This window comes from Embleya australiensis, from assembly GCF_051903075.1.
GTDB lineage: Bacteria > Actinomycetota > Actinomycetes > Streptomycetales > Streptomycetaceae > Embleya.
Genome location: NZ_CP182423.1, coordinates 251,367 through 267,149, shown reverse-complemented (window position 1 = coordinate 267,149; position 15,783 = coordinate 251,367). Strand labels below are relative to the sequence as shown.

Here is a 15,783-nt window from a genome sequence, read left to right as displayed (position 1 = left end):
ACGGCGCAAAGCGCCACTCCCGGCGCGGCACCTCGTCCGCAGGTGTGTGCGTCGACGTCGAATCCCTGCCACGGATCCGACGAGCCGACGTCCTCGAAGCCACGCGCGGGTCCGGGGGTCAGGTCGTTTCGGCGGGTCGTTCGATTCCGTGTTCGATCATGTCGATGAGGTCGTCGGTGGAACTGCGGGTCTGGGCGGGGGTGAGGCCGCGCAGGGAGCCGTCGACGAGGAAGACGGCGGGTCTTCGGCGATTTCCGTGAAGGCGATCAATCCGCGAGGAGTATTCGGCGGCGTAGGAGGGCGAAGCTCGCGCGGCCGTAGGTCTGGCGTTTGAGGATTCTTCGTCCGGTTCACGTGCCCTTCGACCGGTCCCGAGTTCCGGTGGAGTGTCAGGCCGGCGGTGACCGCGTCGAGGTCTTTGCGCAGGCCCATGGCGAACGTGCGCAGTTCCTTGATGTCGGAGGCGTCCGCCCGGGTGAGCCATTCGGGGAGCCGGTGGTCGTGGCGCTGCCGGAGAGGGGTGGCGAAGCTGAGGGCGAGCGTGTTGATCTCGGCGAGGTGGTCGCAGCGCTCGCACAGTTCCTTGAGCTGCCGGCGGGCGGCCTCACTCTGTCGCTCCGCTCGGCCGACGATCCACCGGACGACGTCGCGGACGGGCGACGGCGGAGGCGGCTTCATGAGCGAAGTCTCTTTGACCGCGAGCTGGTTGAGGTATCGGCGAACGGTCTTGAGGCCGCCGGTGTGGCCGCGGGCGGCGATCTCGTCGCGGAGCGTCCGGGCGTTGTTGCAGCCTTCCGCCCATCGCGCGGCCGGGTAGGGCATGTGGGGTGCCCGGGCGCTGCCTCGGCGCGGTCGCACGGTGATCAGCTCGTCGACGGTGTCGGCGTGCGCGTGGCGCCGGACGGTCTTGCGGTCCGGCCCGGTCCGCTCGCTGATCGCGGTGATCGCCGTGCCTCGTTCGTAGAGGGTGTGGATCTCGGTCCAGCGGGTGCGTATCTGCTGGGCCGGGCCCTCCTCGTCTTCGGGGTCGAGCATGTCCTCGGGGAAGGTGCATTCGGGTTTCGGCGGGCTCAGGCAGGCGCGGTGTCTCCGGGCGGCCGTCTCCACCGCGGCGGCCAAGTTGTCGAGCAAGTGCGGGCGGTCCGCGACCTGCGGGACGCCGGGCAACGCACGTTCGGCGGCCTCGGCGAACGCGCCGCCGCGGTCACGGCAGACCATGCGGACCCCGGGGTGCTCGCGTAGCCGGGCGACGAAAGTGTCTGCGGTGTGGTCCGGCAGCACGTCGATGGGCCGGCGCGTCTCCATGTCGACCAGGATCGTCCCGAAGACCCGGCCGCGCCGCAGCGAGAACTCGTCCACGCCCGACATTTCCAAGAGGTGCGCGGTGGGTTCTCGGGTTTCTGTGTGGTCCTGGGTTGTGGTCGCGCAGGGTTTGGTCGGACGGATCCGTGTTGTCCTTTGTGTCGTTCGGCCCGCGGGGATCGCTGGACAACCGGTTTCGGTCGGGGGCCTGCGGCGTGGTGACGTGCGGTTCCGTGGTTCGGCTGGAATGCCGGGTGCATCGCGGAATCCACTGTCCGCCGATGAGGCGGCGGCGTTGAGTCGACGCGATACTGGGGCGGAGCGCGGCGTGCGGGGTGGCGTGTGCCGCTGGTCGTGGTGCACGGATCTGGAATCGGCAGCGGGGGCTGTCGTGGCGGCGGCCGAGGGGCTGGCGGAGCGGGTGCGGTCGCACGTGGGTGCCGGGTTGAGGGCCGCCGGTTTGGCGGACGTACCGGTGCCGGACGTGGTGATGGCGTACTACGCGCACCTGTTGTACGACGGCGCGCCCGAGGAACAGGCCGGGGGACGGGGCCGATCCGCAGGCGGGCTTTCCGAGCACGAGACGCAGTGCCTGTGGGCGTGGTTGCGGGCGGTGGGGGCCCGAGCCGACCGTCCAGTGCAAAGTGTCGTACCCGCCGTACATAATGCGGCGCATGACTCAGCCGTCTCCCCGACACCACGTCATCGACTACGTGGAGCTCACGGTGACCGACCTCGAGCAGGCCAAGCGTTTCTACACGGATGCGTTCGGTTGGCAATTCAACGACTACGGGCCGGGGTACGCCGGCATCCGGAGCCCGCAGGGTGAAGACTCGCCCGAAGTGGGCGGCCTGCGCCTGGGCCAGGGGGCGCAGGCGGGCGGCCCGCTGGTACTGCTCTACTCCACCGACCTGGACGGATCCGCAGAGGCTGTCAAGAGCGCGGGTGGCCACGTGACGGACGGGCCATACGAGTTCCCCGGCGGACGCCGGTTCCACTTCACTGATCCGAGCGGGAACGAACTGGGCGTCTGGGCCCAGACGTAAGCCGCAAGAGGGCGAACGTTGCCTGCCGCGGCCGACGGGCCCTTCAAGCCCCGCACAACCGCCGCGCGGACCGCGTCGGCGAGATCGAGCAGGGGATTAACCCCCCACTCGCGCCGACAGTGCGGTACGGCTTCGCGGCGAGGGCGAGGTTGATCATTGCCCAGGGCGAGCCGTTCTTGGTTACCCTGCGCTGGATGCCGGTGATCAACCCGGCGAGTTGCACGTTGCCCTCGACGCGGCCGGAGTTCTTCAACTGCGGTATACGCCTCGTCCTCCCGCCGCAGCCGATCTCGACGACGATCGGGACGGACACGGCCGGCCCCGGCTCGGCCCGGCCACCGGCGGACGGCGGACGGGCGAGTCGGGCGCCTTGCGTTCGGTTACCCGTGCTACAGGCGGCCGGTCAGGAGCATCGGCTTGGGGAATTGTGACTTGGGGTAGGTGAATGTGCCGCTGACGGACACTTCGCGACCGGTCGCGGACACCTTCCACGGCGCGTGCGATGTGCCGCCCGACGTCGGCGGAATTCCCAGAGACGTCACGCGTGTTCCGCTCACTCGCAGTCCGAAGCCGCTTTCCCGGTCGTGGGTCTGCCCGACGGCGACGATGCCGCCCGGGGTCTTGGCGACACCGGTCAGCGGGCCGCCCTCGGCGGGGGCGTCGAAGCGCTTCCAGGCCGCGCCGTCCCAGTGCATGACCAGCGCGTGGCCCCGGTCCTTGTCGTCGAGGAGCGTGCGCCCCACAGCCCACACGTCGCGCGGGCCGTTCGCCACGACATCGTTGAACTCGCCGTACAGGCCGCCGTACGGCGGAGTCGGCAGCGCCGTCCACGTGTGCCCGTCGAAGTGCACGACCACCGGCGCGTCGTCGTCCCCGTACCCGTTGCCGACGGCCCAGACGTCGTTCGGGCCGGTCGCCGAGATGGCGTTCAGCCCCCAACTCGCGTACGGCCGCGGCAGTGCGACGCGATTCCACGCCCGGCCGTCCCAGTGCTGCACGAGCCCTTCGTTGTGGTCGACGATCGTCGTCGGTCCGCCGTCGGGATCCGGGATGCGCTGATCGAGAACCTGTGTCCAGCCCGCGGCCCACACATCGTTCGGCGCGAGCGCGGAGATGCCCAGCAGGCCGCCGCTGATCGCGTTGTCCGGCATGGGGGCCGGCCGCAACTCCCAGGAACGGCCGTTCCAGTGCTGCGTGGTGACCGGACCGCCCTCGTGGTCGGCGTCGCCGACCAACCACGCGTCTCCCGGCGACGTCGCCGCCACGGCGTTGACCCGGCCCTCGATGCCGGGAAGAGTCGGCAGTTCCTTCCACGCCGGGCCGCGTCGGTCGTCATGTGTGTAGACGACGGGCACGAACCTCGTCACCGGGCCCTGCGGAACCAACCGGAATCCGGCCGCCCAGGTGGTGTGCGAGTCGACCCTGACCGACCCGCTGAGGACACCGTCGTCCCCGGGAATCTTGGCCGCGCTCCAATGCGGTGCGGCGGCCTCGGACCCCGTGCCCGCCACCGCGGTCACCGGCAGGACACCACCGAGGACGAGCGCGGTCGCGGCGCCGATCCACAGACTACGAGCGCGTAATACGACACCCATGTCGCGTTCTCCAGACTCGGGGCGCACACCCCGTCTCCTGAACGACGCTCTCCGCAGGGCTTCGCGTTGCGCCCCGGCACAATGTCGGCGGACGAAGGCGGTCGCACCTCGACGTCCGCACCCGGCAACTGCGCCGGGTGAACACGGCACCTCGATCAACGTCGGCGACGAGTGGGCCCGACGGCTCAGCCACATCGCCGCAGAACCGGTCGGCCGGGCAGTCCCGACTTCCGATCAACGCCGCGCGGCGGCCTTCCCAGAAGCCGCCGTGCTGGCAGAGCTCGTCCTCGATCCACCTGAACACAGCATCGAACCGAAGGACGTCTACCTGGCGACGACCGCAGAACTCAGCCGTCGACTCTCACGAAGCTCCACCACACTCGGAGCCCAGGACCCTCTCTTCCAGCACCTCTGCAACCCGCAGGCCGGTCTCCACACGAGCCAACGCACTGAGCGTGACACGACCTCATGAATCAGCACGGAGCGGGAACATGGCACTCAATCGCGGCAGCCGACGAGTTGCTTCTGAACCGCTCCGGGTTTGATCGAGACTCTCATTCTTGAGAGAATCGGACGAATCATGCCGAAGCACTATCCAAGGGACCTCAAAGAGCGGGCAGTGCGCCTGCTGCTGGAGTCCCGTGACCAGTACAAGTCCGAGCACGCGGCGATCCGCTCGATCGCCGCCAAGCTCGACGTGGGCCCCGAGTCGTTGCGCCATTGGGTGCGTCAGGCCGAGGTCGACGCGGGCAGCCGGCCCGGGACCACCACGGAGGAGTCCGCGCAACTGAAGGCATTGAAGAGGGAGAACGCCGAGCTCAAGCGCGCGAACGAGATCCTTAAGGCGGCGGCGTCCTTCTTCGCGGCCGAGCTCGACCGGCCACACACACGCTCGTAGCGTTCATCGACGAGCACCGGGACCGCTTCGGCGGAGTCGAGCCGATCTGCACCGTGCTCACCGCGCACGACTGCGGCATCCACCCGTCCACCCACTACGCCTTCAAGAAGCGCGTCCCCTCCGCGCGCTCCGTCCGCGACGCCGAACTGATCGCCCTGATCAGGGACGTCCACGAAACCAACTACGGCGTCCACGGCGTTCGCAAGGTCCGGGCCGAGTTGAAGCGCCGCGGGCACACCGACGTCGCCCGCCGCACCGTCGCCCGCCTGATGAAGGACGCCGGGCTCTCCGGCGCCGTCCGCGGCCGGACGGTCCGCACGACCCAGGCGGACCCGACCGCCACCCGGGCGCCGGACCTGTTGCGACGCGACTTCGTCGCGACGGCGCCGAACCGCGTGTGGGTGGCCGACTTCACCCACGTCGCCGCATGGGCCGGCACCGTCTACGTCGCGTTCGTCGTGGACACCTTCTCCCGCCGCGTCGTCGGCTGGTCGGCCGCCGGCAACAAACGCACCGACCTCGTACTCTCGGCGTTCGACATGGGCCTGTGGCAGCGCGACCGCACGCAACACCCCATCCGGCAAGGGGAGTTGATCCATCACAGCGACGCCGACTCGCAATACACCTCGTTCCGCCTCGCCGCCCACCTCGCGCGCGAAGGCACCGCCGGATCCATCGGCACCGTCGGCGACGCCCTCGACAACGCCCTGATGGAATCCACCATCGGCCTCTACAAGACCGAACTGATCAAACCCCGCGGCCCCTGGCGCACCCCGGCCACCGTCGAACTCGCCACCGCCGAGTGGATCGACTGGTACAACCACACCCGACTCCACGGTGAGATCGGCCACGTCCCACCCGCCGAACACGAAGCCAAGCACTACCAGAGACAACCAAAACCGCAGGTCATCGCCACAACCTCAAGTCTCTAACGAACCCGGAGCGGTTAAAGGTTCCGTTGGGAAAACCCGTGGGCGGTGGGCGAGGTCGCCTGTCGGTAGTTGCTCGGGTGCTCCGTCCCGGCTGTTTTGAAAGATCTTGTCGTTTGATCATGTGTTGACCGTTGGATTTGCAGGATCTGGGACTTTGGGTCTTGGCTGTGTGGCCTGGGTCTTGCTGTCTTGTTCGGCTTTGTCTGGCCTGTGGCCTGTGGTTTTGCAGGATCTGGGACGGATGGTCGGTTCCGTTGGGAAAACCCGTGGACGGGCGCGGGGTTCCCTCTCGTCGGCCGTTCGTGTCGTTCCTGATCGGTGTCCCTTCGAGGGCTGCCTCGGCGGGTGAGGTCTGGAACAGGGTCGGCAGTACATTGTGTACAGCCCGCCGTCGTGGGAGGCGAGGCCGATCTCGTCCATCGCGTCGGCTTGCGTGAAGAACCCCGACGACCAGCCGTCCGACTTCTTGACGGTGCCGAGGATGCTCTTGTTCGACAGGCGCAGGGCCATCCACAGGGTGCCGTCGTGGACGGCGAGCGCGACGGTGGGCCGCGCCGCTGCCCGGCCTCGACCCGTGGGCCGAGCAGCACCGCGACACTCTCCGGGACCTCGAAGCCCGCTGGCTCGCGGCGTTACGGCGCGGCGACCACATCGTCCACGGCGACCTGCGCGCCGACAACATCGTCATGGACCTTGCCCGCGGCCCCGTCCTGTCGACTGGCCCCGGGCCACCGCCGGAGCCGCCTACACCGACCTGGCCACCCTCGCCCCCAACTCGTCCTCGCCGGCCACGACCCCGCCGACGTTTCCCGGCTCCTCGACACCACACCCGTCACCGCCCACGTGTCCACGGGCGTCGCCGCGGTGCTCGCCGCGCTCTCCGGCTACTGGGAACGCAACAACCGCAACCCCGAACCCGCCAAAACGACAGGACTGCGCCGCTACCGGCAAGCCGCCGCAGCGGCAGGAAGAGAACCGCTGAAGATCCGCCTGCCGTAGGTGTATCGGATGGGCAGGAGTGCCGAGGCTGCTCGCTGAGGGCGTCCTGCGATGGGAGCGTCGCGTCCGGTGCGCGCGAGGTGATCGCGTACGAAGGCGACGACGCCCCACCCCGCTCCCGACCGACGATCACCACGCGCACTCCGGGTAGCCCGACCCATCCGGCACATATGTGTCGTAGAGCGCCATCAGCTCACACACAATGGCCACCACGTTGAGCCATCCGCTCACGGACGCGACCACCCCGAGCGGCATCCGGGTCAGCGCGAATCCGCAGTCGGCCCGGGCCCGACGAGCGGCCACGACCCATCCGAGCGCCGCCACCACACCGAACGTGATCCCACCCCATGCGGCGGCGTACTGGGTCCAGGGTGTCGGCAGCCACCCGCAGGCCCGCTCCTGCCGCGCGATTTGGTCGTGGTCGATCCGGACGTCGGCCCAGATGCAGAGCGCGCCCAAGACCGTGCACACGGGAACCAGGATCGCCACCGTGCGCCACCACGTCGGCAGCCTGCGCACGCAATCGGACGAGGGGGTAAGGGAGTTCATTCGTCGCCGTTCGGTTGGGTTGCACGGTCCGGTGCCTTTGTTCGTCCCTGTTGGCAGGGACTCGGAAGACGTTGCCACGGTTCCGGGGTTTCACTCGGGCCGCCATGATCGCGCCGGCCCGGATCGGGGCGGCACTGGGCGCGGCGTTGGCCGCCCAGGACGGGCTGGGTGTACGCGCGTTGGGGATGTTTCGGGACGCGCGGCGCTTCCTGACCGAGCCGCAGGGCCTGGAGTATCCGGCGGCCCACGCGGTGGCGAGTTGCCGGATGGCCATCGGTGATCCCGACCTCGACCCGCCCGCCGCCCCGTGGGTGGTGCGCGGTCGCGTGGCCGGGGCGTCAGATGGTGGCGAGGGCGGTCAGGAGGGTGTCGGTGCGCAGCCGGAGTTCGGGCGTGTCGGCCCCGGTGACCCGGACGGAGGTTTCCTCGCCGTCGACCGCGCGGGCGAGCGCGACGACGAGCGTGGCGTTCGTGCCGGTGAGGGGGTACGTGTACCACCCGTGTGGCGCCTCGTCGTCGGTGTCCTCGACGCCGACCTCGACGGTCTCCCAATCCGTGCCGTCGAACGCGTAGCCCGCGTAATGCGACAGCAGTTCCAGGAACGCGCGCAGATTGCGTCCCCAAATCCATCCACCGATCGGCTCGCCCACCCGCGTCCCCCCGTCCTGGAGAAAGCAGCATGACAGGCGGGCCTCGGGAAGGCGCCGGCGACGATCGGTGGTGCCCGAGCGTCGTGGGCGAACTCCTGTCGATCCGGTCGGCCGGCGGTACGTCCGGTGAACCGGGAACGTGGCGGCCGTGGCTACGTTGGCTGTCGGGCGGCGAGGCCCAGGGTACGGCCGTCGATGATCTCGATGTGGGTGACGGTCGTTGCCGTGGCGTCGAGCCACAGCCACATCACGACGTCCGCGTCACGTTCCAGCTCGGCGACGAAGGAGCAGGGCGAACTCCGCGGAGCGGTCAGCAGGCACGTCGGCGAGCACGTGCACCGTCCGAAGTACCGCAGGCCACCCACCACGCCGGCCAACGCGTCGTCGCCGCCGGCGCGCAACAACTCGACGATCTCGGCGACGAGTTCCGGAAATGCGTGCACCAACGTGGGGTACTCAGCCGCGGTCATGGCAGAACCGTACAGGCGGTGCATGGTCCCGCTTCGAGACCGAAGCCGATCGCGGGATCCACGGTGCGGCGCGGCCGCGGAAGGAGGCCGAAATCGCCGTTCGCCGAGCGCTGTTGCCGCCGGCCCCTGTCGGGACTCCTCTGCCCGGCCGGGATGGATGTGCGACGATCAGGACGTGGCCACACCTGTCCCTCCACTGTCCGACGCACCGTGCTCGCCCATGCGTCCCGGATCCGCGATGTCCGTCCTGGCGGCGCTGCTGGATCGTTCACTGGACCGGATGGCGGACGCCGCGGCGGATGTCCGCCGGTTCGACCGGGAAGCCATTCGCGAGGCGGCGGATGTGTGGGACAACAACCTGTTTCCACTGTTCTGGGCCGCGAGCACGTCCAACGCCGGTCGACGCGAGCGGCGGGCGTGGACCGTACTGGAGTGGATGGCCGGCTTCGGCGAGCGGCGGCGCGCATGGATGACCGAGCAGGCCGCGATCGCCGGGTACGACATCGAACCGCTCCTACCACCGGCCAGGACGCACACGCCGGGCCGCGACTATCGCGGACACGTGATGGCACCGCAACACCGGCTCACGCGCCCAAACGTGGACGAACTTTCCCCCGACTACGATCTGGCGGCGGCGTCGGTCCGCCACCTGCGGGTGGAGCGTGCCGGTACCCGCCTGACCGCCCATGTCCGACTCGTCGCCGACCGCAGGTTCGCCGTCGACGAGGCCGCGCCGCCCGCCCTGCTGGACGTGTGGCTGGACGACGTCACCGACATTGCCTTCGGCCTCGCCGACACGCGGGGAGTGATCCTGGACATCGGAGTGCGAGAGGTCGGGATCTCCCTGGGCCCCGGCGGTCGGCTCCGCGCCGCCGGCGGCGAGTATCGCCTGGACGACCACTCCTGGCACCTGTCGACCAGCGGCCGACGCGCCGACGCCACCACCCCTGCCCGAACCAGCCGATCGGGTCCACCGCTTCGGCCGCCGGGGGCAGACCTGGACCCCGACGCGCACGCCGCCGCCGCGCTGTTGCACCACGCCATGCTGGAACTGCGTTCCGTACGCTACGCCGCCCACGCGGACGACGTCCCCGTGACGAAGTTGTGCGAAGCCTTCTCGGGAGCGGGCGCAGCGATCCTGGCCGCCGGGTCGCAACGCGGCGCCCGCCGCCGCGAGGCGGCCTTCCGGGACGTGATCCGAGCCTGGGCCGACCGAGGCGACCCGGACATCACCCGTTGGATCGCCACCGTCCTCGGGGCACGCGCGGGCCGCACGGACATCATCGACACTCCCCATCCCGCACAACGAACAACTCCCGACCTCCACGACGGCTCGCCCGTGTCGCATACGCCGTCGCAGGCGGTTCTCGTCATGGCAGCCTGGACGGCGACACACACCGACTACGGGACAGAGCGTCCGGCCGCTGCGCAGCTCCACCTCGCCCTGCCGCCCCGCGGCGACGACACCTCTTCGGCCCCCTGGCGACTGCGCACCGTCGACTGCGCCGATCCGGACACCTTCCGCCTTTGCACCGATGCGTTCCAGGGACCCTGCAGGCTCGTCCGCGTGGGCAAGCCCAGCGCCGCCCGCGGTCTCGACCTGCACCAGGGTGCCCTGCACGTCACGACCGGAGCCGGCCGGAGCGTGCCGGTGAGCTGACCCTCTCCCGGCGTCGTCACCGCGCGTTCCCCATTTTTGACAGCGGGAGACGATGTCCACCTCAAGGGAAAGACGAACGGGGTCTGAGCCACGCACAGTTCCTCGCCGCTTGCCGCGTCGGCGGTTTCGACCGGTGGACGACGCAGTTCGCACCTCGACGTCGTTGCCCGCGACCGCGAGCAGACTGCGCCGGAGTGCCCCTTCGACGCCCACGGAACGCCCGACGATGGCGTTCATGACCTTGCCGCTGACGCTGTGGACACGCCGAACGGTGCCCGATGTGGGAGGCGGACGGGACGTGGGCCGCGCTGCTCGAACACGTGCGGGTGCGGGACGACGCGGTCGGCCGGGTCGACTGGTCGGTGTCGGTGGACTCCACGGTCGTCCGCGCCCACCAACACGCGGCCGGAGCACGCAAAAAGGGGCTGCGGACGGGGACGAACCGGGCGTCGTGGGGCGTGCGGCGCCGGGCCCGACGCCTGCGGGCCGCGAGGGTCTCGGCCGTTCGCGGGGCGGGTTGACGACGAAGTTGCATCTTGCGGTGGACGGGCGGGGGTTGCCGTTGTCGATCGTGGTCACCCCGGGGCAGGCGGGGGACGCGCCGGCGTTGGACGCGGTGCTCGCCGGGATTCGCGTGCCGCGGCTCGGTCCGGGTCGGCCGCGGGTGCGGCCGACCCGGTTGATCGCGGATCGGGCGTACTCCTCGCGGGCCATTCGTGCCCGGTTGCGGGCGGCGGGGGTGCGGGTGGTGATACCCGAACGGGCCGATCAGCGGGCGAATCGTCGCCCCCGGCGTTCGACCGGCAGGCGTACCGCGAACGCAACGTCGTGGAACGGTGTTTCGCCCGCCTGAGGCAGTTCCGGGCGATCGCCACGCGCTTCGACAAACTCGCCGCTCGCTACACGGCGGGCGTCGTCCTGGCCTCGCTGATCCTGTGGCTCCGCGAACCACAACCATGATCGTTTTGTCAGACAGACTCTAGTAGTACTTCGTTAGGTCGGGGTGGGTATTGGATTGTCGTGGGTGGATTCCGGCGTGGGGAGGGGGCGTTCGCAGGTGTGGCAGATGCCGGTCCAGCAGCTCAGGAGGTCCTGGAGTGCGTCGAGGACCTGGTAGAGCGTCAGGCCGGCGTGGAGGCTTTTGGGTCGAGCCGGTGGAGGGTCAGGAAGGCGTGCGCGGCGGTGACCAGGGCGAGGTGGTGGTGGAAGCCGCGCCAGGTTCGGCCCTCGAAGTGGTCCAGCCCGAGGCCGTGTTTCATCTCGCGGTAGTCGTGCTCGATTCGCCACCGCATCTTCGCGAGACGAACCAGCAGTCGCAGGGTGGTGTCGACGGGCAGGTTCGTCATCCAGTACTCGGTGGGTGCCTTCTCGCCGGTGGGCCATTCGGTGAGCAGGGTGAACGAGGGCAGGACCCCGTCCCAGGCGGCGGATCCGCCCGCGCCGGCGATGCTGTGGGCGCGGGCCTGTTTCCCGGCCGGCCGCACGGTCGTGGTCCGAAACCTGGACCGCATCGAGCCCTTGGAACCCCGGCGCCAGGTCGACCGCCGGTAGCCCCGGCGCCCGGGTTCGATCGCAACGGCCCTCAGGGAGGAGGCGCTCGTGCGGTAACGGGCGGCCGGTCGGCGACCGCGGCCGTTCCATGCGGGCGCGGTGGGGACCGCGTCGTGCGGATGGGCGCTCTCGTCGGCGCGGACCGCGACGACGAAGTCCAGGCCCCGCTCGACCAGACCCTGACGGAAAAGGTTGTTCTGTCCGTATCCGGCATCGGCCACGATCGTCCTCGGGGCCAGGCCCCGGGCGATCGCCTCGTCGATCAGGTCCAGGGCCAGACGCCACTTCTCGCGATGGCCGATCCCGTCCGGGACCCCCACTCTCGCCCGGCGGTCGGTGTCCCCGTCCCACTCCTCGGGGACGAACAGCCGCCAGGAGATCGGCACCGAGGCGTGATCCGAGGCGGCGTGCGGACTCACCGCGACCCGGCAGTTCGACTGTTTGCCCAGCGCCCCGCACCACTGCCGGGCCACCCCGACCGACATGCGCCCGTCCTTGGGGAAGGACACGTCGTCGATCACCCACACCTCGGGATCCACGATCGGAACCGTCCTGAGCGCGACCGCCCGCAACACCGCCGCGTGATCCCACGGCGACTGGTTCACGAACTGCTGCAACGACTGCATGTCCCCGTCCGGCAACCGATCCGCCATCGGCTGGATCGACTTCCGCCGCCCGTCCAACATCAACCCACGCAGATAGCAGTCGCCCCAACCCCGCGTGTCCTTCCGCGCAACCGAGGCGAACACCTCCGCCACGAACACGCCCAACTCGGACCGCAGTTCCTCGATCTCCCCCAAGTTCACACCGGCCAGCATGCCCGAACCACGACACCAAGACCAACTTGAGTTAACGAAGTACTACTAGGTCGTGTATCGGGTCGTGATCAATCTGTGGGATCCGTCGTCAAGGCGGTCCCGGTCTGGTAGATCGGCTTGGTGTGACGCGAGAGCAACTGACGGACGTGGAGTGGGAGTTCATCGGGCCGTACCTGCCGATCGGTGCGTACGGTCCGTATCCCGAGCGGCTGCGGCAGCAGTTCGAGGGTGTGATCTGGAAGTTTCGGACGGGCGCGCAGTGGCGTGAGGTGCCGGAGCGGTTCGGTGCGTGGCCGACCGTGCACAACCGTTTCCGGCAGTGGCGCGACGCCGGTGTCTTCGAGGCCCTGTTGGAGGGCCTGATCGCGGAGGCCGCGAGACGGGGCGGGGTGGACCTGTCGCTGGTGAGCGTGGATTCGACCACCGTCCGGGCGCACCACGACGCCGCCGGGATGCGTCTCGACCCCGACACGCTCACCGCTCTGGAGAAGGCCGCCGCGGAGGAGGAGAAGGCCCGGCAAAAGGGGGCGACCCGGGGGAACAGGACGGGAACGGGGCCGGAATCGACCCGGAGCGGGAGGAACGACGACGTGTCCGGCGCCGGCACCGGATCCGACTGAGGACCGCCCTGCTCGGGCGCTCGCGAGGCGGACAGACCTCGAAGATCCACCTCGCCGCGGACCGGAACTGCCGGCCGTTGGCGTTCGTCCTGACCGCGGGACAGGCCGCCGACAGCCCGCAGTTCGTCCCCGTCCTCGAGAAAATACGGGTCCGAGGGCCTGTCGGGCGTCCCCGCACCCGGCCCGACGCGGTCGCCGGGGACAAGGCCTACTCGTCCCGCGGCAACCGAGCCCACCTGCGCAGACGCCGCATCAGGGCGGTCATCCCGGAGAAGAGCGACCAGGCCGCCAACCGCAAGAGGAAAGGCAGCGGGGGCGGCCGACCCGTCCGCCACGACGCCGACCTCTACAAGGAACGGAACACCGTCGAGCGCCTGATCAACAGGCTCAAGGCCTGGCGCGGCATCGCCACCAGATACGACAAGACCCCTGAGAGCTACCTCGCCGGCCTCCACCTCCGCGCCGCGATGATCTGGGTCAAAGCCCTCAGCCGGAACACCCATTGATCACGACTGGATACGCGCCCTAGTGCAGGGAACCCGCATTGACGGTCCGTCTTTGGTGGAAACCCTGCGCGGGGTTCCGTTCAGATCCTACCGTGACAACGCAATACCAATACGACCCGTCGTCCCGGGCTCGATTCTCCGGATGCGCGGGCTCTGCCGAGGGCGGGTACGGCACTTTGGGGGTGGGGCGATGGAGTTTCGTATCAGGGTGGATTGCGCGGATGCCGAGCAGGCGAGGACGGCCGAGTTGACCGGGGAATTTGCCGACTGGTTGATCGAGGATCGCGCCGTCTCCACGTACGCCGAAATCCACAGGATCCGCCCGGCAACGGACCAGGGGGCGATGTCCGCGGACCTGGTGTCGTGGATCGCGCTTGCCACGTCGTCCGGATTCTCGCTGGGCTCGCTCGTCTACGCCCACCTGAGCTATCGCGCGTCGCTGCCGCATCGTCTCCGGGAGAGCACGCGGCTGATCGTGGAACGCGACGGTACCCGGGTGACCATCGAGGGCGATTCACCGGACGCCCTCGCCCGACTTGCCCAAGCCTTGGGGGCGACCGACGACACTCCGCTGGCGTAGGTGCCCGCGATGACCGTCCCCGACCCGGCGGCCAGCCGCGCGGTGTTGGTCGGCGTGCACGCGTACACCCGGCTGGATCCCCTGCCGCCGGTCGTCGCCGGCGTGACCCGACTGGCTGGACTGCTGTGCGACCCCACTGTGTGGGGACTGCCCGCCGACCACGTCACCGTGCTGGGATCCGACGCCTCCCGCGATACCATCCTGAGCAGTGTCCGGGACGCGGCGCGCGAATGCACCGACACCCTGCTGGTGTACTTCGCCGGACACGGCCTGCGCGACCGCAACGGCGAACAGCTCCGCCTCGCGCTGGCCGACGCCGATGACGAGCACCCGGAGATCGGCACTCTCGACTACACGTCGCTTCGCCGTGTCGTGAACCGGGTCGGGGGCCGGGCCCGACGCCGCATCACCGTACTCGACTGCTGCTACAGCGGCCTGGCCGGCGGTATGGGCGCACCACCGGCACTCACCCGCCCCCACCTGGCCCGCCTCCTCGAGCGGGACGACCTCGACGACGCAGAGGATCACGGCAGTTGCGTGCTGACCTCCGCGCCCGGGACGGGCCGGTCGTTCGCACCGCCCGGAGGCGAATATCCCGAGTTCACCGGTGCGCTGATCGATATCCTCGACAACGGCGTTGAGGGGGCAGGCCCGGCCCTGACCCCGTACCTGGTGTGGCGTCTGGTGCGTCATCGACTGCGCGCCCAAGGCAGCCCCGAGCCGCAGCAGTTCGGACACAATGCCGTCGTCCGACACGACTGGGTCCGCAACCGAGCCCACCATCGGACGACCGGCCGGCCCGAGACGCCCGACGCGCCCGTGAAAGGCGCATCACGCAAGACCCGGTCCGACCGCTCGGCGTTCCTCACACCGCCACCTTCCCGCCCACCCCGATCGAGTGGGCTTCCGTTTTCGGTCGCGGTGCCGCCGCCGTCGACACGCAAGGCGGGCGAACTCGCGACACTCGGCCGAAGATCCGTCGCGCTCCTGACCGATGTGGTGATGCTGGTCGTCATGTTCTTCGCCGTGGCCGAATTCTTTCGGTCGGTGGGCTTCTTGGACGACCTTGGCATCAGGGAGGGGCTCGTCGTCGGGCTCGCGTCCTGGTTGCTCGTCGCCACGGGCCCCGAGCTCTTCACCGGCGCCTCGTACGGGAAACTACTGTGCCGCCTACGGACCGTCGACTACCAAGGCACCCGGCTCACACTGCCGCGCAAGTTTGCCCGAGCCGCGCTTCGTCTGCTCGTCGGAGCCCCTGCGACGCTGACCGTACTCGGCGTGATCCTCATCGTGCGCCTCGCCATCGACGACACCCACAACCGCTGCCCCTGGGACCGGGCAACCGAGTCCATGGTGATCTTTCTGCCCCGCTGAGGGGAGGTGCGGTTGACCTGCGGTGCGGCAGGTTTTGAGAAGGCCGCGCAGCGTGATCGAGAATTCCCTGTGGTGGGTGGTGTGTTCGTCGGTCGGGACCGGTTTGGGCCGCTGTCCGCATCATCGCCTCGCGCCTCTTGTGGTGGCGGTGTGTGGGTGGGCATGCTCGTGGCGTTATCACCATGCGGGGAGGGGACGGCTGTGGCCGATACGGGTGCACGCGATCGACCAAC

The 15,783-nt window shown here is 69.5% G+C and carries 13 protein-coding genes and 2 pseudogenes; 8 read left to right on the top strand and 7 right to left on the bottom strand.

The window, feature by feature from the left end:
• Window positions 1-156: 156 nt before the first annotated feature.
• On the bottom strand, window positions 157-1,359 hold the full coding sequence (locus tag ACMXN5_RS31525) for a transposase (protein ID WP_439678307.1): 1,203 nt from the start codon (window positions 1,357-1,359) through the stop codon (window positions 157-159).
• Window positions 1,360-1,976: 617 nt separating this feature from the next.
• On the opposite strand from ACMXN5_RS31525, the gene ACMXN5_RS31520 reads away from it, so the two are divergent.
• Complete coding sequence (locus tag ACMXN5_RS31520; RefSeq protein ID WP_439678306.1) at window positions 1,977-2,348, top strand: VOC family protein; 372 nt, start codon at window positions 1,977-1,979, stop codon at window positions 2,346-2,348.
• A gap of 43 nt (window positions 2,349-2,391) precedes the next feature.
• On the opposite strand, the gene ACMXN5_RS31515 is transcribed toward ACMXN5_RS31520, so the two are convergent.
• A complete protein-coding gene (locus ACMXN5_RS31515; RefSeq protein ID WP_439678305.1) occupies window positions 2,392-2,661 on the bottom strand; it encodes a hypothetical protein in 270 nt (89 codons plus the stop codon).
• A gap of 76 nt (window positions 2,662-2,737) precedes the next feature.
• Complete coding sequence (locus ACMXN5_RS31510; protein WP_439678304.1) at window positions 2,738-3,943, bottom strand: hypothetical protein; 1,206 nt, start codon at window positions 3,941-3,943, stop codon at window positions 2,738-2,740.
• A 580-nt stretch (window positions 3,944-4,523) separates the two neighbouring features.
• On the opposite strand from ACMXN5_RS31510, the gene ACMXN5_RS31505 reads away from it, so the two are divergent.
• Both ACMXN5_RS31505 and ACMXN5_RS31500 read left to right on the top strand, forming a co-directional pair.
• Window positions 4,524-5,773 (top strand): IS3 family transposase gene (locus tag ACMXN5_RS31505; protein ID WP_439678303.1). Its coding sequence is split into 2 segments (ribosomal slippage): window positions 4,524-4,803 and window positions 4,803-5,773, totalling 1,251 coding nucleotides; the frame shifts between segments, so codons are not numbered across the junction.
• 843 nt (window positions 5,774-6,616) lie between these two features.
• The gene (locus tag ACMXN5_RS31500; RefSeq protein ID WP_439678302.1) at window positions 6,617-6,772 is read left to right on the top strand and encodes a hypothetical protein; all 156 of its coding nucleotides are present in this window, start codon (window positions 6,617-6,619) and stop codon (window positions 6,770-6,772) included.
• A 129-nt stretch (window positions 6,773-6,901) separates the two neighbouring features.
• On the opposite strand, the gene ACMXN5_RS31495 is transcribed toward ACMXN5_RS31500, so the two are convergent.
• The 3 genes from ACMXN5_RS31495 to ACMXN5_RS31485 form a co-directional block, all read right to left on the bottom strand.
• Window positions 6,902-7,291, bottom strand: a complete 390-nt coding sequence (locus tag ACMXN5_RS31495; protein ID WP_439678301.1) for a hypothetical protein — start codon at window positions 7,289-7,291, stop codon at window positions 6,902-6,904.
• A 368-nt stretch (window positions 7,292-7,659) separates the two neighbouring features.
• The gene (locus ACMXN5_RS31490; protein WP_439678300.1) at window positions 7,660-7,971 is read right to left on the bottom strand and encodes a hypothetical protein; all 312 of its coding nucleotides are present in this window, start codon (window positions 7,969-7,971) and stop codon (window positions 7,660-7,662) included.
• Between the two features lie 152 nt (window positions 7,972-8,123).
• Window positions 8,124-8,441 (bottom strand): hypothetical protein, encoded by a 318-nt coding sequence (locus ACMXN5_RS31485; RefSeq protein WP_439678299.1) that lies wholly within the window; start codon window positions 8,439-8,441, stop codon window positions 8,124-8,126.
• Window positions 8,442-8,661: 220 nt separating this feature from the next.
• Here ACMXN5_RS31485 and ACMXN5_RS31480 point away from each other — a divergent pair, with 220 nt between their 5' ends.
• Window positions 8,662-10,101, top strand: a complete 1,440-nt coding sequence (locus ACMXN5_RS31480; RefSeq protein WP_439678298.1) for a hypothetical protein — start codon at window positions 8,662-8,664, stop codon at window positions 10,099-10,101.
• Window positions 10,102-10,367: 266 nt separating this feature from the next.
• Window positions 10,368-11,061 (top strand): annotated as a pseudogene (locus ACMXN5_RS31475) (IS5 family transposase); the annotation flags it as partial.
• A 161-nt stretch (window positions 11,062-11,222) separates the two neighbouring features.
• On the opposite strand, the gene ACMXN5_RS31470 reads toward ACMXN5_RS31475, so the two are convergent.
• Window positions 11,223-12,458 carry an IS701 family transposase gene (locus ACMXN5_RS31470; RefSeq protein WP_439678297.1) on the bottom strand — a complete coding sequence of 412 codons (1,236 nt, stop codon included), beginning with the start codon at window positions 12,456-12,458 and terminating at the stop codon, window positions 11,223-11,225.
• A 134-nt stretch (window positions 12,459-12,592) separates the two neighbouring features.
• Between ACMXN5_RS31470 and ACMXN5_RS31465 the strand changes: the two are divergent.
• The 3 genes and pseudogenes from ACMXN5_RS31465 to ACMXN5_RS31455 all read left to right on the top strand — a co-directional run bounded on the left by ACMXN5_RS31465 (window position 12,593) and on the right by ACMXN5_RS31455 (window position 15,550).
• A pseudogene (locus ACMXN5_RS31465) lies at window positions 12,593-13,596 on the top strand (IS5 family transposase).
• Window positions 13,597-13,786: 190 nt separating this feature from the next.
• The gene (locus ACMXN5_RS31460) at window positions 13,787-14,176 is read left to right on the top strand and encodes an effector-associated constant component EACC1 (protein ID WP_439678296.1); all 390 of its coding nucleotides are present in this window, start codon (window positions 13,787-13,789) and stop codon (window positions 14,174-14,176) included.
• 9 nt (window positions 14,177-14,185) lie between these two features.
• A complete protein-coding gene (locus ACMXN5_RS31455) occupies window positions 14,186-15,550 on the top strand; it encodes a caspase, EACC1-associated type (protein WP_439678295.1) in 1,365 nt (454 codons plus the stop codon).
• Window positions 15,551-15,783 lie beyond the last annotated feature (233 nt).